This window comes from Marinobacterium mangrovicola (genome assembly GCF_004339595.1).
GTDB classification, from domain to species: Bacteria; Pseudomonadota; Gammaproteobacteria; order Pseudomonadales; family Balneatricaceae; genus Marinobacterium_D; species Marinobacterium_D mangrovicola.
This window is the reverse complement of record NZ_SMFU01000012.1, coordinates 63,109-84,856: the sequence shown is the minus strand read 5'-3', so window position 1 is coordinate 84,856 and position 21,748 is coordinate 63,109. Positions and strand designations below refer to the sequence as shown.

The 21,748-nt window shown below is 61.7% G+C and carries 21 protein-coding genes; 17 read left to right on the top strand and 4 right to left on the bottom strand.

What is annotated here, in order from left to right; translation table 11 throughout:
- The 4 genes from pdxR to CLV83_RS18870 all read left to right on the top strand — a co-directional run bounded on the left by pdxR (position 1) and on the right by CLV83_RS18870 (position 4,542).
- A complete protein-coding gene (gene pdxR / locus CLV83_RS18885) occupies positions 1 to 1,467 on the top strand; it encodes a MocR-like pyridoxine biosynthesis transcription factor PdxR (protein WP_132296277.1) in 1,467 nt (488 codons plus the stop codon).
- Positions 1,468 to 1,584: 117 nt separating this feature from the next.
- On the top strand, positions 1,585 to 2,337 hold the full coding sequence (locus tag CLV83_RS18880; protein WP_104005460.1) for a sulfite exporter TauE/SafE family protein: 753 nt from the start codon (positions 1,585 to 1,587) through the stop codon (positions 2,335 to 2,337).
- 43 nt (positions 2,338 to 2,380) lie between these two features.
- Positions 2,381 to 3,145 carry an SDR family oxidoreductase gene (locus tag CLV83_RS18875; protein ID WP_104005332.1) on the top strand — a complete coding sequence of 255 codons (765 nt, stop codon included), beginning with the start codon at positions 2,381 to 2,383 and terminating at the stop codon, positions 3,143 to 3,145.
- 23 nt (positions 3,146 to 3,168) lie between these two features.
- A complete protein-coding gene (locus CLV83_RS18870; protein WP_132296274.1) occupies positions 3,169 to 4,542 on the top strand; it encodes an aminotransferase family protein in 1,374 nt (457 codons plus the stop codon).
- Positions 4,543 to 4,742: 200 nt separating this feature from the next.
- On the opposite strand, the gene CLV83_RS18865 is transcribed toward CLV83_RS18870, so the two are convergent.
- A complete protein-coding gene (locus CLV83_RS18865) occupies positions 4,743 to 5,786 on the bottom strand; it encodes a DUF481 domain-containing protein (RefSeq protein WP_207894958.1) in 1,044 nt (347 codons plus the stop codon).
- Between the two features lie 291 nt (positions 5,787 to 6,077).
- Here CLV83_RS18865 and gspK point away from each other — a divergent pair, with 291 nt between their 5' ends.
- Positions 6,078 to 7,064 (top strand): type II secretion system minor pseudopilin GspK, encoded by a 987-nt coding sequence (gspK, locus tag CLV83_RS18860; protein WP_165900355.1) that lies wholly within the window; start codon positions 6,078 to 6,080, stop codon positions 7,062 to 7,064.
- Positions 7,065 to 7,213: 149 nt separating this feature from the next.
- Here gspK and CLV83_RS18855 read toward each other — a convergent pair whose 3' ends face one another.
- The gene (locus CLV83_RS18855; protein ID WP_132296268.1) at positions 7,214 to 9,244 is read right to left on the bottom strand and encodes a PhoX family protein; all 2,031 of its coding nucleotides are present in this window, start codon (positions 9,242 to 9,244) and stop codon (positions 7,214 to 7,216) included.
- A 212-nt stretch (positions 9,245 to 9,456) separates the two neighbouring features.
- Here CLV83_RS18855 and CLV83_RS18850 point away from each other — a divergent pair, with 212 nt between their 5' ends.
- From CLV83_RS18850 to gspN, 12 genes are read left to right on the top strand one after another with little or no spacing between them, the layout of a single operon-like run.
- Positions 9,457 to 11,196 carry a bifunctional UDP-sugar hydrolase/5'-nucleotidase gene (locus tag CLV83_RS18850; RefSeq protein WP_207894957.1) on the top strand — a complete coding sequence of 580 codons (1,740 nt, stop codon included), beginning with the start codon at positions 9,457 to 9,459 and terminating at the stop codon, positions 11,194 to 11,196.
- Positions 11,193 to 11,654, top strand: coding sequence for a hypothetical protein (locus tag CLV83_RS18845; protein ID WP_207894956.1), 462 nt, complete (start codon positions 11,193 to 11,195; stop codon positions 11,652 to 11,654). Before CLV83_RS18850 ends, CLV83_RS18845 begins: the two co-directional genes overlap by 4 nt.
- A 3-nt stretch (positions 11,655 to 11,657) precedes the next feature.
- Positions 11,658 to 13,412, top strand: coding sequence for a secretin N-terminal domain-containing protein (locus CLV83_RS18840; protein WP_207894955.1), 1,755 nt, complete (start codon positions 11,658 to 11,660; stop codon positions 13,410 to 13,412).
- Entirely contained in the window at positions 13,409 to 14,872 is a 1,464-nt protein-coding gene (locus CLV83_RS18835; RefSeq protein WP_243642446.1) for a GspE/PulE family protein, read from the top strand. Before CLV83_RS18840 ends, CLV83_RS18835 begins: the two co-directional genes overlap by 4 nt.
- Positions 14,873 to 14,910: 38 nt before the next feature.
- On the top strand, positions 14,911 to 16,140 hold the full coding sequence (gene gspF / locus CLV83_RS18830) for a type II secretion system inner membrane protein GspF (protein WP_104005326.1): 1,230 nt from the start codon (positions 14,911 to 14,913) through the stop codon (positions 16,138 to 16,140).
- A 30-nt stretch (positions 16,141 to 16,170) separates the two neighbouring features.
- Positions 16,171 to 16,617 (top strand): type II secretion system major pseudopilin GspG, encoded by a 447-nt coding sequence (gene gspG / locus CLV83_RS18825; protein ID WP_132296265.1) that lies wholly within the window; start codon positions 16,171 to 16,173, stop codon positions 16,615 to 16,617.
- 15 nt (positions 16,618 to 16,632) lie between these two features.
- Positions 16,633 to 17,142, top strand: a complete 510-nt coding sequence (locus CLV83_RS18820) for a prepilin-type N-terminal cleavage/methylation domain-containing protein (RefSeq protein ID WP_132296262.1) — start codon at positions 16,633 to 16,635, stop codon at positions 17,140 to 17,142.
- Positions 17,142 to 17,507, top strand: coding sequence for a type II secretion system protein (locus tag CLV83_RS18815; protein ID WP_207894954.1), 366 nt, complete (start codon positions 17,142 to 17,144; stop codon positions 17,505 to 17,507). The genes CLV83_RS18820 and CLV83_RS18815 overlap by 1 nt, the downstream gene beginning before the upstream one ends.
- Entirely contained in the window at positions 17,504 to 18,199 is a 696-nt protein-coding gene (locus tag CLV83_RS18810) for a PulJ/GspJ family protein (RefSeq protein ID WP_132296256.1), read from the top strand. The genes CLV83_RS18815 and CLV83_RS18810 overlap by 4 nt, the downstream gene beginning before the upstream one ends.
- A 5-nt stretch (positions 18,200 to 18,204) precedes the next feature.
- Positions 18,205 to 19,446, top strand: a complete 1,242-nt coding sequence (locus CLV83_RS18805) for a hypothetical protein (protein WP_132296253.1) — start codon at positions 18,205 to 18,207, stop codon at positions 19,444 to 19,446.
- Positions 19,443 to 19,877 carry a hypothetical protein gene (locus CLV83_RS18800; protein ID WP_132296250.1) on the top strand — a complete coding sequence of 145 codons (435 nt, stop codon included), beginning with the start codon at positions 19,443 to 19,445 and terminating at the stop codon, positions 19,875 to 19,877. Before CLV83_RS18805 ends, CLV83_RS18800 begins: the two co-directional genes overlap by 4 nt.
- Positions 19,874 to 20,599 (top strand): type II secretion system protein N, encoded by a 726-nt coding sequence (gspN, locus tag CLV83_RS18795; protein ID WP_132296247.1) that lies wholly within the window; start codon positions 19,874 to 19,876, stop codon positions 20,597 to 20,599. The genes CLV83_RS18800 and gspN overlap by 4 nt, the downstream gene beginning before the upstream one ends.
- 42 nt (positions 20,600 to 20,641) lie before the next feature.
- On the opposite strand, the gene tatC is transcribed toward gspN, so the two are convergent.
- Positions 20,642 to 21,403, bottom strand: coding sequence for a twin-arginine translocase subunit TatC (gene tatC, locus CLV83_RS18790; RefSeq protein ID WP_132296244.1), 762 nt, complete (start codon positions 21,401 to 21,403; stop codon positions 20,642 to 20,644).
- Positions 21,400 to 21,732, bottom strand: a complete 333-nt coding sequence (tatB, locus tag CLV83_RS18785) for a Sec-independent protein translocase protein TatB (protein ID WP_243642445.1) — start codon at positions 21,730 to 21,732, stop codon at positions 21,400 to 21,402. The genes tatC and tatB overlap by 4 nt, the downstream gene beginning before the upstream one ends.
- Positions 21,733 to 21,748 lie beyond the last annotated feature (16 nt).

Here is a 21,748-nt window from a genome sequence, read left to right as displayed (position 1 = left end):
ATGATCGAACATTTCCTCGCTTTCGACTTTGATCCGAACCGTACGCTGCAGGAGCAGATCCGTGAGCGACTGGTGGATGCGATCCTGGCGGGGCATATCCCGGTTAGTGAGCCGATGCCCTCCTCCCGTGGCCTGGCCAAGCAGCTGGGGGTATCGCGCAATACCATCGTGCTGATCTACGAAAGCCTGGTTGAGGCGGGCTACCTGGTCTCATCCAGTCGCCGCGGTTACTTTATCGCCCCCGCCTTTCATGAGCCGGATCTGCTCAAGGGGCAGCGTGGCCGTAACCAGAAAGGGCCGGACTGGAACCGCCGCTTTGTCTGCAAACCCAGCAGTGAGCGCAATATCGTCAAGCCCAACGACTGGCGTAGCTTCGAATTTCCGTTTATCTACGGCCAGATTCAGCACGACTTCTTCCCCATCGAGCAGTGGCGCGACTGTGCCCGCCGCGCGCTGACCGGCGCCGGTGCCCGCGACTGGATCCATGATCGGGTCGATGCTGACCACCCGGCGCTGATCGAGCAACTGCGCACCCGCCTGCTGCCCAAGCGTGGCATCTACGCCGAGCATGGCGAGATACTGATCACCATCGGCACCCAGAACTCGCTCTACCTGCTCGCCAACCTGCTGCTCGACAGCAGCAAGGTGGTGGGGATCGAAAATCCCGGTTTTCGTGATGCCCACAATATCTTCCGTAATTTTGGCGCCCGGCTGCAGCTGCAGCAGGTGGATGACGAGGGGATCGTGATCGATGACCGGCTTAAGGGCTGTGACTATATCTGCCTGACCCCCAGCCACCAGGTGCCCACCGGGGTGGAGATGTCACGGGCGCGTCGGCAGCAGTTGATGAGCCTGGCCAGCGAACACGACTGCATCCTGGTCGAGGATGACTACGACGCCGAGATCAATATGAAGGAAAACCCGGTGCCGGCGCTAAAGGCGAACGACCCGGACAACCGGGTGATCTACGTGGGCAGCCTCTCCAAGTCGATCTCGCCGGGCCTGCGTATCGGCTTTATGGTGGCGGATGAGTCGCTGATCTCGGAAGCGCGGGCGCTGCGTCGCCTGATGTATCGCCACCCGGCTACGAACAATCAATATTTGACCGCGCTGTTTCTCTCCCAGGGTTATTACGATACTTATCTGCGTAAGATCCGTGAGCTCTACTTCAGCAAGCGAGACCGCATGTCCTCTGCCATCGCCCGCCATCTGCCGCATCTCTATTCGCCGGCGGGGCGCGGCGGTTCCTCCTCGTTCTGGCTGAAAACCCCTGAGGGCGTGGATACCGAAAAGCTCTCCTGGCAGGCGGCCCGGAATGGGGTGTTGATCGAGGAGGGCAGCATCCATTTCTTTGAGCCCAATCCACCGAAAAACTACATGCGCCTGGGGTTCTCGGCCATCGCCACGCACAAAATTGAGCCAGGGATCGAGCTGCTGCGCCACACCTTGGATCACTACCAGCCCTGAATCTCAGACTGGACCCATATTCTTTTCTATCTGGATCTATCAGCTCTCCCCTCCTACCCCCTAACGTTGGCTGGAGCGCGGCAGCCGCTGCGCACTCTCTTTTTTGACTGGCGTGTGATGTCCTCATTTCTAGCGATAGATAATCTGGCCTGGGCGATTTTGCCTGTTTTCGTGGCGGCGCTGGTGCGCGGTTATACCGGCTTTGGCTATGCCGCCATCGCCATCACCGGGCTCAACCTGATCTGGCCACCGCAGCAGAGCGTGCCGGTGATCCTGATCCTGGATGTGATCGGTACCCTGGGGCTGCTGCGTGGCGCCTGGCCCGATGCGGATCGCGGCGTGATGTTACGTATGGGCAGCGGCGCCCTGGTGGGCATCCCTCTGGGCCTGACGTTGCTGATCCAGCTGCCGGAGCTGGCGCTGAAGATAGGTATCAGCGTGGCGGTGCTGGTGATGACGTTGATGCTGCTGCGCAAAACCGAGAAAACCGCGGTGGAGCGCACCCTGGTCACCCGCTTTATGGGTGTGCTTTCCGGCGGCTTTACTGCCGCCGCCTCGGTGGGCGGTCTGCCGATCGTCAGCTACCTGCTGAGCATGCCGCTGACGCCGAAGGTGCAGCGCGCCACCATGGTGATCTTTCTCGCCTGTATCGATCTGCTGGCGCTGCTGTTGCTGTGGATAAGTGGCGTGATCGACGCCGGTATCTGGGTACCGCTGCTCGCGCTGCTGCTGCCCACCTGGATAGGTGTGCAGCTGGGGCAGATGGCGTTCCACCGCCGCCAGCCGAGTTCGTTTCATCCTGTGGCCGTGCCCGTTCTGGTGATGCTGTCACTGAGCGGTCTGGGCACCGGCCTGTATCAACTGGTTTAAGCTTTTTTAGAAAGTTTTTGGATTTACGTTTTTAGGAGTTTTTATGACAGATACCGTACTGATTACAGGCGCAACCTCGGGCTTTGGTCTGGCCTGCGCACGCCGTTTCGCCAGCGCTGGAGGCTACCGCCTGGTGCTGACCGGACGTCGTTCCGAGCGTCTGGCCGATATCGCCAAAGAGCTGGGCGAACAGTGCGAAGTACACACCCTGACCCTGGATGTCACCGACCGTGAAGCGGTTGTGGCTGCGCTGACCTCCCTGCCGGAAGCCTTCGCGCAGGTGAAGATCCTGGTCAACAACGCAGGTCTCGCGCTGGGCACCGGACCCGCCCAGGAGTCCAGCCTGGAAGACTGGCAACGCATGATCAACACCAATATCGCCGGTCTGACCACGGTTACCCACACTCTGCTGCCGACCCTGATCGAACAGGGCAAGGGCGCCAGTATCATCAATATCGGTTCCATCGCCGGTAACTGGCCCTACCCGGGCGGTAACGTCTACTGCGGCACCAAGGCGTTTGTGGAGCAGTTCTCCCATGCGCTGCGCTGCGATCTGGCAGGCACAGGTGTGCGCGTCAGCAACCTGGCGCCGGGCCTGGCGGAAAGCGAATTCACCCTGGTACGCACCGGTGGCGACCAGGCGGCTTCCGACAAGCTGTATGCCGGCACTAATCCGATCAAACCGGAAGATATCGCTGATTCTGTGTTCTGGATCGCGTCTCTGCCGGCCCATCTGAACGTCAACCAGCTGGAGATCATGCCGGTCTCCCAGGCCTGGTCACCTTTTTCTATACATCGTGAATCATAAGCCTCAGGGCTCAGGAGAGATTTATGAACATAAAAGCTGATGAAGTGGCGAGCCTGAAAGCGCTCGACAAGGAACACGTTTGGCACCACATCACCCCCACAGCGGCCGCTAAAGCCGGAGTACCGCTGTTTGTCCGTGGTGAAGGCCTGCAACTCTGGGATAGCGAAGGTAAGGAATACCTCGACGCTTCCTCCGGTGGCGTCTGGGTCACCAACGTCGGCTATGGCCGTCGTGAGATCGCCGATGCGGTGCACGAGCAGCTGTGCGCGCTGAACTACTTCTCCGGCGCCGCTGCCACCAAGCCGGGCGCCCTGTTTGCCGATGCGCTGATCGACAAGATGCCGGGCATGAGCCGCGTTTACTACTCCAGCTCAGGTTCCGAGGCCAACGAGAAAGCGTTCAAGATGGTGCGCCAGATCGCTGCCAAGCATTACGGCGGCAAGAAGCACAAGATCCTGTTCCGGGAGCGCGATTACCACGGCACCACCATCACCGCACTGAGCGCTTCCGGCCAGAACGAGCGTCGCGAACAGTTTGGCCCGTTCACCCCGGGCTTTGTCGAGTTCCCGCACTGCCTGGAATACCGCAATCAGTATGGTAACGACGTGGACTACGGCGTGCGTGCTGCCGAAGCGATGGAAGAGGTGATTCTGCGTGAAGGCGCTGACACCGTTGGCGCGGTGATTCTGGAGCCGATCACAGCAGGTGGCGGTATCATCCTGCCGCCGCAAGGCTACTGGGAAAAGATCCGCGAGATCTGCGACAAGTACAACGTACTGCTGATCATCGATGAGGTGGTTTGTGGCCTGGGCCGTACCGGCGCCTGGTTTGGTTACCAGCATTACGGCATCAAGCCGGATATGGTCACCATGGCCAAGGGTGTGGCTTCCGGTTATGCGCCGATCTCCTGCACCGTGACCACCGAGAAGGTCTACGAGCTGCTGAGCGAAGCCGAAGGCGATCACCTGGGCTTCTTCCGTGATATCTCCACCTTTGGTGGCTGCACTTCTGCACCGGCTGCGGCGCTGAAAAACATGGAGATCCTGGAGCGGGAGAACCTGATCGAAAACAGCGCCCGCATGGGTGAACGTCTGCTGGCCGGTTTCGAAACCCTGAAAGCCAAGCATCCGATCATCGGTGACGTGCGTGGCAAGGGCCTGTTCTGCGGTATCGAGATGGTAGCCGATCGTGAAACCCGCGAGCCTGCGCATGAGTCCCTGTCCGCGGCTGTTGCAGCACGCTGTAAGGAACTGGGACTGCTGATCGGTCGTACCAACCGCAGCATCGCCGGTTACAACAACGTGCTTAACTTCGCGCCGGCGCTGGTGATCACTGAAGCCCAGGTCGACCGCATTATCGAAGTGCTGGATCAGGCGTTCAGCGAAGTCTGCGCTTAAGCCCTGCTGGTAAAATAGTGGTCATCCGCTGACTGAGAGCCCCGGTTTTCCGGGGCTTTTTTTGTCCACAACCTGCCTCCCACGCGAAAAAACTTTTTTATCCACAGCTTTTGTGGAGAGGCTGCGTTCGACCGCTTCCCAAAGCCAATTTAACTTATGCACAGGTCAAACGTGCTTGTTAGCTCAGATAGACAGCTCTATCAGAGCGTCCACGCCAGGGAGGCTGTGTATTTGAAGTCGTTGTTTTCTTCCTCATCGGTAACGGAGTTGTATTCGTTACTCAGCCCCACCTTAAGCGCCACGCCCATATAAGTGTTCAGATCGAGGATCCAGTCCAGCGAGGTCAGGTTACGTACCTCCGAGGGAGCGAGCAGGTTGGGATAAAGCGTATTGGCGAACTCCACGCGCTGGAAATCGTTCATCTTCCAGCGTGTCTCCAGGCCAAACATCGCTTCCGGGATCGGCTCGTTGTCTTCGCCGCCAAAGGCGCGCTGAAAACCCAGACCGGTTCGGCCCAGCACTCGCCAGGTCGGTGTATTGGAGAACTCATAACCCACACCGCCGTTGGCGTTGATGCGGTATTCCCACTCGTTGAACTGATCCACATCGACACGTCCCTCGGCAAAGCGGAACCAGGGCGAGTTGGGCAGCAGCCAGTCGCGGTTGACCGAGGCGTAGAAGGAGTGGTCCGACAGCTCATGATCGGACTGGGCGCGGAAGTAGTTGATGCGGTGGTTGATACGGGTATCGCTGCTCTCGTATTCGGCGGTGAACGACAGGTTGCCCTGCATGCTGTCTGAGTTGCCGCTGCTGCCGGCAAGGCCCAGGTCCAGCCGCCTTTCCCAATAGGAGAGCCAGCCGGTGCCGAAAAGTCCGAAATCTTCCTCTAGAGCCTCTTCGGTATCGAGAGCCAGGCGGATCTCTGCGGTGTCTATTCCGTCTATATCCACAATTGGCGTTTCGGGCATCGGGCTTTCGGTCGAGGTTTCCGTTTCTGTTTGGGCTTCAGTTAGAGTTTCCAGTTGGACTGTGAGGGCGGCTTCGGAATCCAGCGCGACAATATTGGAGCGGGGCACGCTGATCTCCCCCAGTACCGGGCTATTCAGCACGACGCTCTGCTCGTTTTGCTCAATCAACTCGCCGCTCAGATGGTCGCCGTTATCCAGCTCGATGCTGACCGAACCGGCTTGGGCCGTCGCAGCTAGGCAAGAGGTCAATAACGCGATCACTCGGTAAAACAACACGCAAACTCCCTGGAAGAGGTACAGGTTTGGGTAGACAAGTGCCAGGGGGAAGTGTTCCGGAGAGTTCTTGATCCGCTAAGCAGGCTGTCGCTGGTTCGGGCTATTTTACCGCTTTTGTCCGCTGCAATGGGCCTTTGGTCACCAGACAGTCATCTATAGCGCGTTTACTAGCGGGTTGTGTTAACGCCGGAACGCCCGCAGATGTCAGATACCCGCCGATCGTCAGTCACGAACTTGTCCCCGAACCCTGGCCTGCCCGGGCCTCTAGCCAGTTCACGCCGAGCCCGGCCATTGCCGCCTCAGCGTGGCGTTGCCCTGTTGATGGTGCTGTTTGCGTTGGCGCTGATTGCGTTGGGGCTGCCGGTGGTGCTGGAGCAAAGCCGCACCGAGGTTAAGCAGATGCAGGGCCTGCATGATGGGCGTCAGGCGCTGGCGCTGCATCGTGCGGCACAGTTACTGGTTGAGGAGGGACTGACCGAGCGGCGCTGGCGTGAAAGTGCCCTGTTCAGCAAAGCATTGCAGGGGCAATGGCTGGATATGTCGCTGGCAGGGATCGACACCGAACTGGTGCCCGATGCCTCGGTGCGTATTCGCCTGCAGGATCGGCGCGCCTGTTTTAACGTCAATGCGCTGGCGGGTCCCGAGGCGGCGGAAGCCCGTGAACAGCTGCTCTTCCTGCTGAGATCCCGCGGCGCGGGCAATGCAGAACAGTTGGCAGATCGGCTGGCGGACTGGGTCGATGCCGACAATCAGCGCATGCCGCGCGGTGCCGAGTCGCAGGAGTATCTGCAGTCTGAGCCGGCGCGGCTGCCGGCACAGACGGCACTGGCGGATATCAGCGAGCTGAACCTGCTGCTTCCCGCGGACAGCAGCAGGAGCTGGCGCTACCCGGAGCTTTGCGCCCTGGCCGACACCGGTGCCTGGAAGCTGAACCTGAACGTGCTGACGCCCGATCAGCTGCCGCTGCTGGAGGCGCTCTACCAGGGCGAGGTATCCACCTCGGTGCTGAGTCGTCTGCTGCTGAGACGCCCCGAGAAGGGATATGCCGATGCCGAAGAGGTACGTGCCGTGCTGGCAGGCGCAGGTGCGGAGCAGATCAGTACAGTGCTGGGTGGACTGTTGCTGAATTCGGAGTTTTTCCGTCTGCAAACCGAGGTTGAGTTAAACGGAGAGCGCTATACCTATCAGCAGGATCTGCAGGCGCGTGGGGTCTCCAAGTGGGCGGCCCTGGTGCCGGCACAGCGGATCAGCTGGCAGTTGCGGCAGCGCATTTTCTGAAGGCTGGTCAGCCAGTCGAGGAGTATGACTCAGGCCGGAATCAGTTCACTCATCGGTCTTAAGCCTTGATGAGAAACAGATCGGCTAGCTGTATTTCAGCCACAAAAAAGGGGATGCCGAAGCATCCCCTTTTGCGTTTCCTTTAAGGCTTAGACGCCGATCGGACCGCCATCTTCTTTCTGGATGACCACGGTGGAAGCACGCGGGCGCACGGTGGTGCCGTCCGGAGTGACTTCGGTGGCATCGTCAGAGTACGGCCAGTTACCCGGGTGCTGGATGTTAACGAACATCGCAGTGTTATCTGCGTTGAACGCCAGGCCAGTTACTTCACAGCCGTTCGGGCCGACGAAGAAGCGCTTCAGCATCTCCTGGTTTTCGGCGCTGATAACGGTCTGGTTGCCGTCAGCGTCGACAACGTTGGACGGTACCACGGCCAGAACCTGGTCGTTGGTGTCGTCAGCAACGTCGGAACCGTTGTCGGTCTCGATCCACAGGATACCGCGGCTGTCGAAGCCCAGGCCGTCAGGGCTGGCGAACTCGTTCAGATCGGTCAGGCCGGACAGGTTGGTGTCGGCATCGGCAGAATCGTTGGAACCGAATACGAAGATATCCCACTCGAAGCCGGACATGTCGTCAGCTTCGGTCCAGCGGATGATGTGGCCGTATTCGTTGTCGATACGCGGGTTAGCAGCGTTAGCTTCGGTACGACGGGTGTTGTTGGTCAGGGTGAAGTAAACGTCGCCGTTGAGCGGGCTTACGGCACACCATTCCGGACGGTCCATCGGGGTAGCGCCCAGGACATCCGCAGCACCACGGGTGTTGAGGATGATGCTCGGCAGGTCGCCGAAGATAGAACCCAGAGTGCGGCCATCCTGGGCAACGCTTTCGGGGGTCAGCGGCATCCATACGCCGGTGCCGTCTTCGTCGAAGCGGGCAACGTACAGGGTACCTTCGTCCATGTATTTGGCACCGGTCGCCAGACGATCGCTCGGGTTGGCATCAGCCGGATCCCACAGAGCGGTGGAGACGAACTTGTAGATGTACTCGAAGCGGGAGTCATCACCGGAGTAGAACACCACCGGCTTGCCCTCTTCCAGTTTGCCCGGCCAGCAGCCTTCGTGACGGAAGCGGCCCAGCGCGGTGCGCTTAACGGCGCGGGTGCTGGCGTCGAACGGGTCGATCTCAACGATGTAGCCGAAGGTGCTGGCTTCGTTGCGGTAGTCCTGGGTGGCATCGGCGCCGGTCGGGGTGACGTTCCAGCGACCGAACTCGTTTTCCACTTCGGTTGCATCGCCTGCCGCAGTATCCCAGCCGTAGCGGGTACCGCCAGTGCTCAGGCCGATACGAGCCTGTTCTTCGGTCAGGGGCGCGGTGTTGACGAAGTAGCCCGGCCAGTTCTCTTCGCAGGTCAGGTAAGTACCCCAGGGAGTGTAACCGTTACCGCAGTTGTTGTTGGTGCCGCGGGTCTGGGTAGCGTTCAGGGAGAACGGAGTCACCAGGTGGTCGGTGCCAGCCATCGGGCCAGCGATATCCATAACAGAGTCGGATGTGAAACGACGGTTCAGCGGATCGCTGTCGACTACAGACCAGACACCGTTGCTGCGCTGGATGCGAACGACAGCGACACCGTGGGCGTAGATCTCTTTGCGTACTTCGTCGACCGGGCGGTTACCGCTGGCATCGGTGGTAGCGCCAGCCGGGTGCAGTGCGCCCTGATCGATATATTCGTGGTTGATCACCAGCAGGCCGTCGTCAGCGCTGCCATCGATCGGGAAGAAGTGCATGCCGTCGTGGTGCATGCCCATGCTGTTCAGCTGGTCGGTGAAGGTGTTGGTACCGTCGTTTTTCCAGGCTTCAGCGTTGCCGTTCAGCGGCGTACCCCAGGGAGCCAGAACAGAGGCGGTGTAGCCAGCAGCGACTGCACAGCCATCGGTTTTGGAGCCGGCGATGGACTCAAACGCCAGCTTGATGCTTTCCAGAGTTTCTTCACTGACGTTGTTATCGTCGTCATCATCATCGCTGTTACAACCGCTCAGGGTCAGGCCGGACAGAAGGGCGATAGCGGTACCCAGACCGCCGCGCATCACGGTACGACGAGACAGGTTTTTCTCCAGCACGGAGCTGAAGGGCTGGTTGTCGCTGTGGTTGTGAACAGTGTCGGTGGTAGTGAATTTACTCATGAAATTCAGGCTCTCTTTGACAGGATTGAAAGTACCCCGGGGGGTTCGAAAGGCCGCAATCTTAAGGACAAAACATGATGGAAATTTGACTGTTATGTCTCTGTTTTATTTCGTTTCTGTTGCTTGTCTGTGATCTGAGGCGTTGTAATCACTCCGCCATCTTTCGCTCTTAGAATCCTTTGCCTTCGTGATTTTGAGTTGTGGAAAGACCTTTGATTTACAACCGTACACGGCGCCGATTACTGCACTGGCTGGGTGCCGGCATGGCCGTTCCCGCCCTGGCAGGCTGCGCGGCCCGCCAGGAAATATCCCCCAGTGCAGCAACCGCTTCAGACTCCGTCAACGCGGGGGCCGAGCTGGAGCTGCTTTATTTAGCCGATACCCTGGATACGCGCGCTGAAAGGCTACCGGCCCTGCCGGCTCTGCGGCTGGGGCCGCCGTCGTGTCAGGGCCAGGCGCCCTGGCTTACCGGCAAAGCAGCCCGCTCGCAGTTAGCGGATGCAGATACGCATGTAGTCGACTGGTTCGACGCGGGTGCTCAGGCGAAGTCTCAGGTTCAGGTTGGCGGTTATGCCTGCCTGGGCGCACTGCTGGATCAGCTGCGCCGTGAGGCCGACAGCCGTGGCGTGCAAACCCTGACCCTGGAAAACGGCCAGTGCTGGAACGGCAGCGGACTGGCTTACCTGACCCAGGGTGAAAGCGGCGTTCAGGGCAGCAGCCTGCTGGGTAGCGAGATCCGCGTCAGCAGCGAAGAGCGCAGCCTCTGGCCGGACCGCGCCGCGCAACTTTATGCCCAGGCGCAGCGCGCCGGTATTCAGACACTGGCCGGGGCGCTGGATGACAGCGCCCGCTCGGCCCTCGGTATCAAACCCTACCAACTGCTGCAGCGTGGAGGCATCGATATCGCCGTGGTGGCCGCCACCGACCCCTATGCATTGGATGAGCAACGTTCCCTGAAAGAGTGGTTCGAAAGCCTCAGTCAGCAGGTGCAACTGGCGCGTCGCGAGGCGGGTCTGGTGATTCTGCTGGCTGATACCGGCACTGGCCCGGCGCTCTGGCTGTCGCAGCGCCTGAATGGGGTGGATCTGATCCTGGCTGCCCGCGGACAGACGCTCTGGCCGCAGCTGGTTGGCGAACCCGGCCGTGCGCCGGTGTGCCTGCCCGGCTCAGGTGGCACCGGGCTGTTCCGCATCCGTATCGTCGGTGCTGCAGAAGGCTGGCAGTTCCAGGCCGATTATCTGCCGGCGCTGGCGGAAAAGCTGGACTCCGTCGGGCGCGAACAGCAGTCAATGTTGCAGCAGCGCCTGGATCAACAGCGTGCGCTGCATGCAGCTTGGCTCGATCAGCCCGTCGCCAGGGCTCCGGCGCAACTGCGCCGTAGCGATCTGTTCGGCGGCAGCTGGGATCAGCTGATCCATGAGGCTCTGATCCATGAAGAGCAGGGTCAGGATTATGCCGGCACGGCCGTGCTGCCGGGCTTGCGCTATGAGGTGCCGCTGGCGGCGGGAGACTGGATACGTCGGGAACATCTGCTGATGCTCAGTGCCAGTGCCGAGGCGCGCGTAGTGGAGTTTGAGGCCGATATAGATGGCCTGGAACAACTGCTGGAACAGAGCGCCGGGCAGCTGTTCGCCGAGCCGCTGCTGCTGGATACCTCCGAAGACCTGCCCCGTATTCTGGATTTCGATTACCGCTTCGACTATGGCCGTGGCCGTCGTATTCATCAGCTGCACTGGCGCGACAAGGCGCCGGCGCTGGGGCTGGATGGCCGCATGAACTGCAGAACCCTCGCCCGGGGCAACGGCGGCGATGGAGAACCGCTATGGCAGAGGCTGGAGCAGTATCTGCGCGGCCGTCCCGAGAGCTGGACGCTGCAGACGTTAGCTCGTCCCCAGGTGCAGTTTGTTGAGGGGCATCCGGGCTGGCCGACGGCAGCCGGAGGCCCGGCGTGAAACTGGCGATAGGGCTGCTGCAGCTGCTGCTCTGCCTGCTAAGCGGTTGGCTACTGGCGCAGACGGTATTGGCATTTTGGCACTCGCCGGATGCCGAGCTGCAAGGACCTCATGCCTCTTTTCAACCGACCTCACCTCTACTCACCCAGTCTCTGCTGGTTGAGCACTGGCAACCCCGCGATCTTAGCCGCAAGCCCCCTTCCGATACGCTGCCACCGACCCAGTTGCCGCTGCGCTGGCTGGGACAGCTGCGCGAGCAGCAGCTGGCGCAGAGCATCGTCGTGCTGGGCTATGGCAATGAGCGACTGGTGCTGGGACAGGGAGACCGGCTGGCGCCGGGTATCCGCCTGGAGCGGATCGACAGCCAGGGGCTGATTATCGACAACAACGGACGACTCGAACGTTTCGCCTGGCCGCAGTTGCAGCCCCTGGCAGGCGTACGCAGGCTGGATGGATAGAGAATGAATACGCGAAACGACCACTGCAAACTGGCATCTGGCTGGCAGGGAATGCTGCTGGCGGCATTGTTGACACTGCCGCTGGGCGTCTCTGCCCAGACACGCTACGAGATCAACTTCGACAATACCGAACTGACCGAGGTGATCAGCAGCGTGGGCCGTATCACCGGCCGCACCTTCATCATCGATCCGCGGGTGCAGGGTAAGGTCAACCTGAGCAGTACCGAGGCGCTCAGTGCCGACGAGGTTTACGCCGTCTTCCTGTCGCAGCTGCGTACCCAGGGCATCGCCGCCGTAGATCTGGGCAACGGCAAGACCAAACTGCTGCCGGATCAGGCCGCGCGTCTGGAGCCGCTGCCGGTGGAGTCTCAGGGCATGTCGGCCACAGCCGCCGGCGAACAGATGCTGACCCGGGTCTATGAGCTGCGCGGCGCCGACAGTGCCGAACTGATGGCGACGCTGAAGCCGTTGATCGATCCGCAGGTCGGGGTCATTACGCCTGTGCCCTCCAGCAACCGCCTGGTGGTGACCGACTGGCGCAGCAACCTGAACCGTATCGACGCCCTGCTGGCGCAGCTGGATCGGCCGGGGAACCCGGATGTCACCAGCGAGGTAATTTACCTGCAGCACGCCAACGCCTCCGAGGTGGTCGAGGTTTTGAACAAGCTCGATATGGGCGCTGCCGAGCGTGACGCGGCGGCCACGGTCTCTTCTGTATCGGTCAGACAGAATGTGCGGTTGGAGGCGGATGAGGGCACCAACGCGATCGTGCTGGTGGGCGCCGAGGAGGATCTGCTCGCCTACAAACGGATTATCGACCGCCTCGATATCCGCCGCGCCCAGGTGGTGGTGGAAACCATCATTGCCGAGATCTCCGATTCCCGCGCCAGCCAGCTTGGTGTGCAGTGGCTGTTCTGGGATGGCTCCGGCGGCAACGTGCCGCTGGCCGGTACCAACTTCAGCAACACCACCAGCCTCAATGCGATTGGCGCCGCGGCGGCCAGCGGTGACGATGCCAGCCTTGGTGAGCTACTCGGCGGCCTGGAAGGACTGACCGCCGGTGTTGGTCGCATCGGCAGCGGTTTCAGCTTTGCCGCGCTGCTCAACGCGCTGCAGACCGAGAGTGGCTTTAACCTGCTCTCCACCCCGACTCTGCTGACCCTGGATAACGCCGAGGCGTCGATCCTGGTGGGTCAGGAGGTGCCGTTTGTGACCGGCTCGGTGACGCAGAACAACGCCAACCCCTACCAGACCATCGAGCGTAAGGATGTGGGTATCAAGCTGACGCTGAAGCCGCAGATCAGCGCCGGTAATTCGGTGCGCCTGGATATCGTGCAGGAGGTTTCATCGATCTCCGATGATGCCAGCGCCAGTGATGTGGTGACCAACAAGCGCGAGATCCGCACCAGCGCCATGGTGGATGACCAGGGCATGGTGGTGCTCGGCGGCCTGATCAGCGACGAGCGCCAGAACAGCCAGCAGAAGGTGCCGCTGCTGGGCGATCTGCCCGGCGTCGGTCCGCTGTTCCGTTCCGACGGCGAAAGCCACGCCAAGCAGCATCTGCTGGTGTTTATCCGGCCGAAAATCGTCCGCGATCCGGCACAGCTGGAGCAGCTCAGCCAGCAGAAATACCGCGATATCCATAAGGAGCTTAAGCAGCAGCGTGAGCGTCGCGGCGAAGCTGAAGATGAATCCCAGGACCTGGCCTGGCGTCAGCTGTTCCCCTCCTCGCGGGCGCGGCTGGAGGGCTGGATGTGATCGAGGCGCTGTTGAATTACCGCGTCGCGCGCCGTTCGGGCCTTTGTCTGATCCGCGAAAACGGTGAAGAGCAGCTGTTCTGCAGCCCGGAGTTTGACCCGGTCACACTGCAGGAGCTGCAGCGTACCAAGGGTTTGCCGTCCAGGCTGGAGTGGCTAGATCGCGAGACCTTCGATGCGCGCCTGACCGCGGTCTATGAAAGCCGCCACGGCGATGCCGCCGCCCTGCTCGATGGCCTCGCCGATCAGGTGGATCTGAACAGCCTGATGCAGGATCTGCCCACCAGTGGCGACCTGCTCGACAGCGAGAACGAAGCGCCGGTGATCCGCCTGATTAACGGCCTGTTTGCCGAAGCGATCCGCCTCGGCGCCTCGGACCTGCACGTGGAAACCTTCGAGGATGCGATCCGGGTGCGTTTTCGTATCGATGGCCGCCTGCGCGAGGTGCTGCAGCCGCCGCGTGCGCTGGCGTCGATGCTGGTCTCCTGTATCAAGGTGATGGCGCAGCTCGATATCGCCGAGAAGCGTACCCCTCAGGATGGCCGTATCCGCCTGCGTGCCGGTGGCCGTGAGATCGATATCCGCGTATCGACCCTGCCCGGTATCCACGGTGAACGGGTGGTGATGCGAGTGCTCGACAAGCAGGCGGCGCGGCTGTCGCTGGATCACCTGGGTATGCCGGAGCAGGTGCTGCAGTCGCTGCAGCGAACCCTGGCGCAGCCGAACGGCATCTTGCTAAGCACCGGGCCCACCGGCTCGGGTAAAACCACCACGCTGTACAGCTGCCTGAATGAGCTCAATGACGGTCAGCGCAACATCCTCACCGTCGAAGACCCGGTGGAATACGCCATCCCCGGTATCGGCCAGACCCCGCTCAACCCCCGTGCCGGCATGACTTTCGCCAGTGGCCTGCGCGCCATCCTGCGCCAGGACCCGGACGTGATCATGATCGGTGAGGTCCGTGACCAGGAGACCGCCAGTATCGCGGTGCAGGCGAGCCTTACCGGCCACCTGGTGCTGTCGACCCTGCATACCAACAGCGCCGTGGGTGCGATCACCCGCCTGCTGGATATGGGGCTGGAGCCGTTTCTGTTGGCTTCGACCCTGAAGGGCGTAATGGCCCAGCGGCTGGTGCGCAGGCTCTGCCCAGAGTGCCATGACTGGCGCGTGCCCAGCGCCGCCGAAACCGAGCTGCTGCCGGGCCTCGACAGGCTGGAACAGCTGCCGGTGGCCGTGGGCTGCGATGCCTGCCAGGGCAGCGGCTACAAGGGCCGGATCGGCCTGTATGAATTTATCCGCGTGGATTCAGAGCTGGCCGATCTTATCCACTGCGGCGCCAGTGAAACCGCGTTGGAGAAGTTTCTCCAGGGCCGTCGCCAAAGCCTGGTGGAAACCGCACTGGCGCGGCTGGCCGCCGGCGAGAGCAGCCTCGAAGAGGTGCTCGGCGCTGTGCAGGCTTGATACAGAGCGCTGAGATTAACAGCTGAGGTAAGAGGCCGATGCAGACGTTCAAATACCAGGCTCTGGATGCCAGCGGTAAGACGGTTCGCGACCTGATTCAGGCTGACAGCGAGCGCCAGGCGCGTCAGCTGTTAAGGGATCGCGGACTGTTTCCGCGTCAGCTTGCCTCCACGACCTCTAGTGCTTCGGGTGAGGTGGGAGAGAAAAAAAGTACGCGAGGCTCACGCCGGCGATTGAATCATGCCGAGCGGGTCGAATTGACGCGACAGCTGGCAACGCTGGTGGGGGCGGCGCTGCCGCTGGCCGAGTCGCTGCAGTTGCTGGCCGAACAAAGCACCCAGCCGCGACTGCGCGCCGTGCTGCTGCAGCTGCTGGCCAGCGTGCAGGAGGGGCACAGCCTGGCCGATAGCCTGAGGCAGAGCGGCGGCCAGTTTAACGCCATGTACTGCGCCCTGGTGGCCGCCGGCGAGCGCAGCGGACGGCTTGGCCTGGTGCTGGAGCGCCTGGCCGATTACCAGGAGCAGGTGCAGAAGCAGCGTCACAAGGCGATGACCGCGCTGATCTATCCCGCCGCCCTGCTGTTTGTCTCTCTGGCGGTGGTTGTCGGCCTGATGAGTTTCGTGGTGCCCAAGCTGACCGAACAGTTTATCGACAGTGGCCAGGCGCTGCCGCTGCTGACCCGCATTCTGATTGTGCTCAGTGACGCGGTGCTGACCTTCGGGCCGCTGGCGCTGGTGCTGCTGGCGTTGGGTGTAGTTGTCGCGGTGATCCTGCTGCGCAAGCCTGCCTGGGCGCTGCGGCGAGACCGGGCACTACTGCGGCTACCGCGCCTGGGGGGACTGCTGGTGCTGCTCGACAGCGCACGCCTGTCGCGCTCCCTGGCGATCCTGGTGAGCAGTGGCGTGCCGCTGCTGGATGCGTTGCGGGTCAGCGTCGATACCCTCGGCAACCGCGTATTGCAGGCGGCGCTGCGGGACAGCTGCCAGGATCTGCGCGGTGGTACCTCTCTGTACCGTGCGCTGGGCCAGAGCGGTCATTTTCCCCCGCTGCTGGTGAACATGGTGGCCAGTGGTGAGGCCAGCGGCCGTCTCGATGAGATGCTCGATCGCGTCGCCTCGCATCAGGAACGCAGCTTTGGCCAGCGCGTGGATACCACGCTGGCGCTGTTCGAGCCGGTGATGATCCTCTGCATGGGCTCCCTGGTGCTGTTCATCGTGCTGGCGATCCTGCTGCCGATCATGCAGCTCAACCAGGCACTGAATTTCTGATTTCCGATTTAACTGTTCATGGAGGTGATCATGTCGCCCAGCATTAAACGCAAACATCATTCCTCGGCCGGTTTCACGCTGATGGAGATCATGGTGGTGATCTTCATCATCGGTCTCCTTGTGGCGATCGTGGCGCCCAACGTGCTCAGCAACCAGGACAAGGCGGTGGAGCAGAAAGTCCGCGCCGACCTGGCGACGCTGGAGCAGGCGCTGGATATGTACCGCCTCGATAACCTGCGCTACCCCAGCACCGAACAGGGACTCGCGGCGCTGGTAACCCGTCCGGCGCAGCCGCCGGAACCGCGCAGCTATCGGGATGATGGCTATATCCGACGTCTGCCGGAAGATCCCTGGGGCATGCCCTACCAGTACCGTATGCCGGGCGAGCATGGCCGTATCGATGTGTTCTCCCTGGGTGCCGACGGCCTGCCCGGTGGCGAAGGCAGCGATGCCGATATCGGTAACTGGTCGCTCTGACGGCGGGTTCGGTCGATGCGTGGAGGTACCTCGGCAGCACAGGGCCAGTCCGGCTTCACCCTGCTGGAGCTGATGCTGGTGCTGGCGTTGATCGGGATGATCAGCGCCCTGGGGCTGGCCTGGCTGGGCGGTGATCCCGGACGTCTCTACGAATCGCGGCTGCAGCAACTGGAAGTGCGTTTCGCCCAGGCCGATACTCTGGCACGCCAGCGCGGTTGGGTCGTCGGCTGGTATTTCAGCGCCGGTGCTTACCGCTTTATGCGGCTCTCACCGGAGAGTGGTCAGCTCGGCTGGACCGATCTGGGCCGCGATGGCCCCGGCAACAGCAAGGACTGGCCCCAGGATCTTCTGCTGGCTCAAAACACCGGGCGATCCATCAATCCATTTCGCGGCGAGGATCTGCCTGAGCCTCAGCGTATCTGGATGCCCGGCGGCGAACGCCTGGGTGAGGCGCTGAGCTGGTCCTGGCCCAATGGCCAGGCACGGCTGGATGAGCACGGCCAGCTGTATCTGGGGAGCCAGTGATGCGGTTGCAACAGGGTTTCACGCTGATCGAGGTAATGGTAGCGCTGTTTATTGCCGCCACCATGGCAGTCGCGGTGAGCCAGGTGATCGGCCAGCGGGTAGAACTGCAGCTGGCCAGCGTCGACCGCACCTTCACCGCGCTCTGTGCCCGCGAATTGATGGCGCGCTTTGAAGTGGAATCCTACTGGCCATCTCCCGGGCGACAGCAGGGTGAGCTGGTGCAGGGCGAGCGTGTCTGTCACTGGCAGATGGATGTGAACTCCACCGGGCTGCGCGGTGTTAGACGCGGTGAACTGGTGCTGTTTGACGAGACCGATAAACAGCGCCCGCTGGATCGCTACAGCCTGTTTCTGGCGGCGCCATGAAGTCGACCGCCGATAAAAAAAGCCAGCAGGGTCTGACGCTGATCGAGCTGATGCTGGCATTGGCGATGACCGCTCTGCTGGGCGTGATGCTGGCCACGCTGATCGACGGTTGGGTGGGGCTGCGCACCCACAAAACGGAAGCCTCTACCCGGGATAGCGAGGTGCTGGAGCTATGCCAGCAGCTGGACAACCGCTTCGCGGCGCTGGTGCTGCGTCCGCTGCAGGCGCACAACCTGGCGCTCTACAACGATCGCCTCGACTGGCAGCCGGATCGGCAACGGCTGGAGTGGGTGGCGCTGAGCGGGCCGGGGCTTGCCGGTGTGATCGCCTCGACTGAAAACAGCGCTGGGCCTGTATCGGAGCGCTTTGGTGCAACCGAGGGTTGGCAGGTGGCGGCGCATCAGCACAGCGCGGTGCAGCGCCAGGCGCTGCACTGGCAGGAGGGACAGCTCTGGTTGGGTGTCAGTGCCGATCTGGATACGCCGGCAGCTCCACGCTGGCAAACCCTGGCGTTGCTGGAGCGGGTCAGCGATGTGCGGCTGGCTTTCCGGGTGGGCGAGCGCTGGCAGGAATACCCCGGGCAACCGGGCAGCCACACCGAAGCGGTACAACTGAATTTCCGGATGGCACTGAAGCCGGGCACTGCGCCCGCGCCTTATGTCTGCACCTTCGTGCTGCCGGGTGAGAATTGAAGACGATGAACAGAATAATGGACGTGGAAAAAGAGGTCGCTCTGGCCACAGCAGCTGCCGCTCAGACGGCATCTGGCAGGAAGCGCTGGTTCGGTGCTTCCTCCAGGGAAGAACTGCTACTGCGCCCTGCGAGTCCCGGACTCCCGGATGAAGGCGCAGGACTCTGCTGGCTGCAGCGACGTCATGGCGAAACCCAGGCGTCGGGGCGGGGGCTTCCGCCGTCTCAGCATCGGCGGCTGCCGGTCACCCTGGTGCTGCAGGGAGCTGACGCCAGCCTGTTTGATGTGGTCGCCCCACCGGGCCTCAAGGCACAGGAATATGCGCTTCTGCTGGAGGAGCAGCTGCTGTCTGACCCGGAGACTCAACAGATTGTGAAACTCGGCCAGGCCGAGGGGCGTCTGCAGCTGCTGGCCTGCGACAAGTCGCTGCTGCACTCCTGGCAATCCTGGCTGGCTGAGCAGGGTTTCAAGCTGACGCGAGTCCTGTTCGATCTACAGTTGATGCCGCCTGTACCGGGTAGTGTTCTGGGCTGGCAGGGGCCTGCCAACCTCCTTCTGTTGAAAGCGGCGGACAAAGAAAGTGCCGGCGGTTTTCTCAGCTGGCCGGGCAATCAGTTGCCCGCGCTGCCGGAAAAATGGGCGGTACAGAGCTGGCGCGAATACAGCGATGAAGTCGATGAACTCGAGGCGCTGGCGCCAGGTAGCTCCGCAGCAACCTCGCTGTTGAAACCCACACGGCAGGCTAAGGCGTCGGGGATCAAGCTCCCGACAGGGCTGCGCCGTCCGCTGCAGCTGACCGCTGTGGCCGCCCTGGCTTATCTCCTCGCCACCGGCGCCTTTCAATGGCGCGAGCAGCAGGCTGCGAATCAACTGCTGGCGCAGCGTTTGGGGCTTGGATCCAGCACCGATCTGGAGCAGGTGCAGCGGCAACTGACGCGTCAGCTGCGCATGCAACAACTGCCGTTACAGCAGCTGAGCGAGACGGAAGGGCTCACCATTGCACTGTCTGACTGGCTTGCTCAACATCCCCAGTGGCGGCTGCAGCGGCTTGGAAACAGTATCGAGACCGGTTTTCACGCCAGCCTGATCTGGCAGGGCGAAGGTGAGACACCCGCGCTGGAACAGATCAGGGAGAGTTGGTCGGCTCAGCTTCCGGAATCTCAGCGTGTGAATATGGCGTTGGAAATTCTGGATGGAAAAGCGCGGTTGCAGCTGTCACAGCTAATGGATGCGGAGGTGCAATCATGAACTTGAAGCAAAAATACTGGCACAGCCGCTCGCCGGATGAGCGCCGTCGTCTGGCACTGGCCGGAGTGATCATACTGGTGTTGATCGCCTGGCTGCTGGGGCAGCAGCTGCTCAACTGGAAGCAGAACGGCGAGCGCTGGCAGCAGCTGTCGCAACAGAGTGAGCAGCTGTTGCTGAGTGTACCTATGCAGGAAGCGGACTGGCGGCAGCTGTTGCAGCAGCACGATCTGCTGGCGCAGGAGCTCAGCCCCGTCGGCGATGGCTGGCAGCTGCGAGGCCAGGGGATGGAACTTGAGGCGGTACAGCGGCTGGTCAGGGATGCCAGCGCCCGTGGCTGGTATAGCCGCGACTGGCAGCTGGATAACCGTGGCGATGAGGTGCAGTTCGCGTTTCTGTTCCAGGCGATCAATCTGCGGGAAGGATCAATATGAAGATTAAATCCCTGCTTTGGCCATCAGCCTGCGGGCTGGCGGCCCTAAGCCTGTTCCTGGTTACCCTGGTGCTGGGGGCGCCGCTGTCATTCTGGCTGGATCGGGTGACCCTGCCCAGGGATCTTCAGCTTGGCGAGGCGCATGGCAGCCTGCTTAACGGTGGCCTGGCGTCCCTGTCCGGGCCCGGTTGGCAGCTGGGAGCACTGAACTGGCAACTGAAGCCCGGCTGGCCGCTGCAGGCTGAAGTCGATCTTCAGGTATCCCAGCAACGCTGGGCAGCGACCTGGCAGGGCTGGCCCTGGCAGTGGCAGAGCAGGATTCGGCCTCAGCCCAGTGAGTATGGCTTTGTCAGGGCGGCTGCGCAGCCGGGCTCCGGCTTTGTCTGGCAGGGCGAGTGGCAGGGCGAGATCACGCTGGCAGGCAGCGGGATCGACTGTCAGCGAGCCTCGGGGCAAGTCTCCAGTGATTCGCTGCAGCTGCGGCAGCCGGTTAAAACCGATTTTGGCCAGGTACGCCTGATGCTGAACTGTGGCGAGACAACCCGGTTGCAGCTTAACACCCAGGGAACGGGACAGGCGCTACGGTTTTACGCAGATCTGGAGAGCCGCCGCAGCCGCTTGCGGGGCAACATTGAGCCCGGCAGCAGCCTGGATGAGCCGGCCAGACTGCTGGGGTTGGTGTCAGATGGAACTGGCGTGGTTAAACGCGGCTGGCGCTGGTGAAGCGCCGCTAAAACGCAGATAAACTGATAAAAGAGCAGCGGCTTAGTTTTCCTCTACCGCTGCACTCGCCTGGGATGAACCCAGTGTCATCGCTCTGCCCAGCAGTAGACCCAGCTCAAACAGCAGCCACATCGGCACCGCCAGCAGGCTCTGGGAGATCAGATCCGGCGGTGTCAGCAGCATGCCGATCACGAAGCAGCCGACGATCACATAAGGGCGCTTGGACTGCAGCTCCTGCACGCTGGTCATGCCCGAGCTGATCACCAGTAGCGTGGCGATCGGTATCTCAAACACCACCCCGAAAGCGAAAAACAGCTTCAGCACGAAATTCAGATAGCTGCTGATATCGGTCATCACCGCGATGTTTTCCGGCCCCACGCTGGTGAAAAAGCCAAAGATGATCGGAAACACCACGCCATAGGCAAAAGCGATGCCTAGGTAAAACAGCACCACGCTGGACGCCAGGATCGGCGCCGCCAGCTTCTTCTCATGACCGTACAGACCCGGGGCGATATAACTCCATGCCTGATGCAGCAGCAGCGGCATGGCGATCAATATCGATACCATCAGGGTCAGCTTGAACGGTGCAAAGAACGGCGAGGTGACATCCGTCGCGATCATGCTGGTACCTGCCGGCATCAGTGCCGTCAGCGGCGCGGAAACCCAGGTGTAGAGATCGTTGGCAAAGGAGAACAGGGCGAGAAAGATAACCAGAATAACCAGCACGCAACGCAACAGGCGCTGGCGCAGTTCAATCAGGTGCGACCGCAAAGGCAGCGCCTGATCGGCAGTTTGAGTGCTCATAGAGTGCCTGTGTTGGGCGAAGTCTGTGTTGAAGTGCTGGCTGTCGCGAGATCGTCGGCACTGCGTGCGGTTGCGGTGTTCGTGGCAGCATCATCTGCTGCGTCCGCAGCGAAGGGACGACGTGCCTTGTCGAACTCCTGCTTGAACTGTGCCTTCCTGGCGGCAGTGGCCTGCTTCAGTTCATCCACCTTGAGCTCTTCGTTGATCTCCTGCTGGATCGAACCGACCATGCGGCGGATGCGTCCCAGCCAGAGGCCACAGGTGCGGGCCGCGACCGGAAGCCGCTCAGGGCCCAGCACCAGCAGTGCGACGACAGCGACTAACAGCATTTCTGTGAAGCCGATA

Excerpts from the sequence above, each read along its gene's own strand:
- pdxR (WP_132296277.1), top strand. The coding sequence starts at position 1 with ATGATCGAACATTTCCTCGCTTTCGACTTTGATCCGAACCGTACGCTG.
- CLV83_RS18880 (WP_104005460.1), top strand. The coding sequence starts at position 1,585 with ATGTCCTCATTTCTAGCGATAGATAATCTGGCCTGGGCGATTTTGCCT.
- CLV83_RS18875 (WP_104005332.1), top strand. The coding sequence starts at position 2,381 with ATGACAGATACCGTACTGATTACAGGCGCAACCTCGGGCTTTGGTCTG.
- CLV83_RS18870 (WP_132296274.1), top strand. The coding sequence starts at position 3,169 with ATGAACATAAAAGCTGATGAAGTGGCGAGCCTGAAAGCGCTCGACAAG.
- CLV83_RS18855 (WP_132296268.1), bottom strand. The coding sequence starts at position 9,244 with ATGAGTAAATTCACTACCACCGACACTGTTCACAACCACAGCGACAAC.
- CLV83_RS18840 (WP_207894955.1), top strand. The coding sequence starts at position 11,658 with ATGAATACGCGAAACGACCACTGCAAACTGGCATCTGGCTGGCAGGGA.
- gspF (WP_104005326.1), top strand. The coding sequence starts at position 14,911 with ATGCAGACGTTCAAATACCAGGCTCTGGATGCCAGCGGTAAGACGGTT.
- gspG (WP_132296265.1), top strand. The coding sequence starts at position 16,171 with ATGTCGCCCAGCATTAAACGCAAACATCATTCCTCGGCCGGTTTCACG.
- CLV83_RS18820 (WP_132296262.1), top strand. The coding sequence starts at position 16,633 with ATGCGTGGAGGTACCTCGGCAGCACAGGGCCAGTCCGGCTTCACCCTG.
- CLV83_RS18815 (WP_207894954.1), top strand. The coding sequence starts at position 17,142 with ATGCGGTTGCAACAGGGTTTCACGCTGATCGAGGTAATGGTAGCGCTG.
- CLV83_RS18810 (WP_132296256.1), top strand. The coding sequence starts at position 17,504 with ATGAAGTCGACCGCCGATAAAAAAAGCCAGCAGGGTCTGACGCTGATC.
- CLV83_RS18805 (WP_132296253.1), top strand. The coding sequence starts at position 18,205 with ATGAACAGAATAATGGACGTGGAAAAAGAGGTCGCTCTGGCCACAGCA.
- CLV83_RS18800 (WP_132296250.1), top strand. The coding sequence starts at position 19,443 with ATGAACTTGAAGCAAAAATACTGGCACAGCCGCTCGCCGGATGAGCGC.
- gspN (WP_132296247.1), top strand. The coding sequence starts at position 19,874 with ATGAAGATTAAATCCCTGCTTTGGCCATCAGCCTGCGGGCTGGCGGCC.
- tatC (WP_132296244.1), bottom strand. The coding sequence starts at position 21,403 with ATGAGCACTCAAACTGCCGATCAGGCGCTGCCTTTGCGGTCGCACCTG.
- tatB (WP_243642445.1), bottom strand. The coding sequence starts at position 21,732 with ATGCTGTTAGTCGCTGTCGTCGCACTGCTGGTGCTGGGCCCTGAGCGG.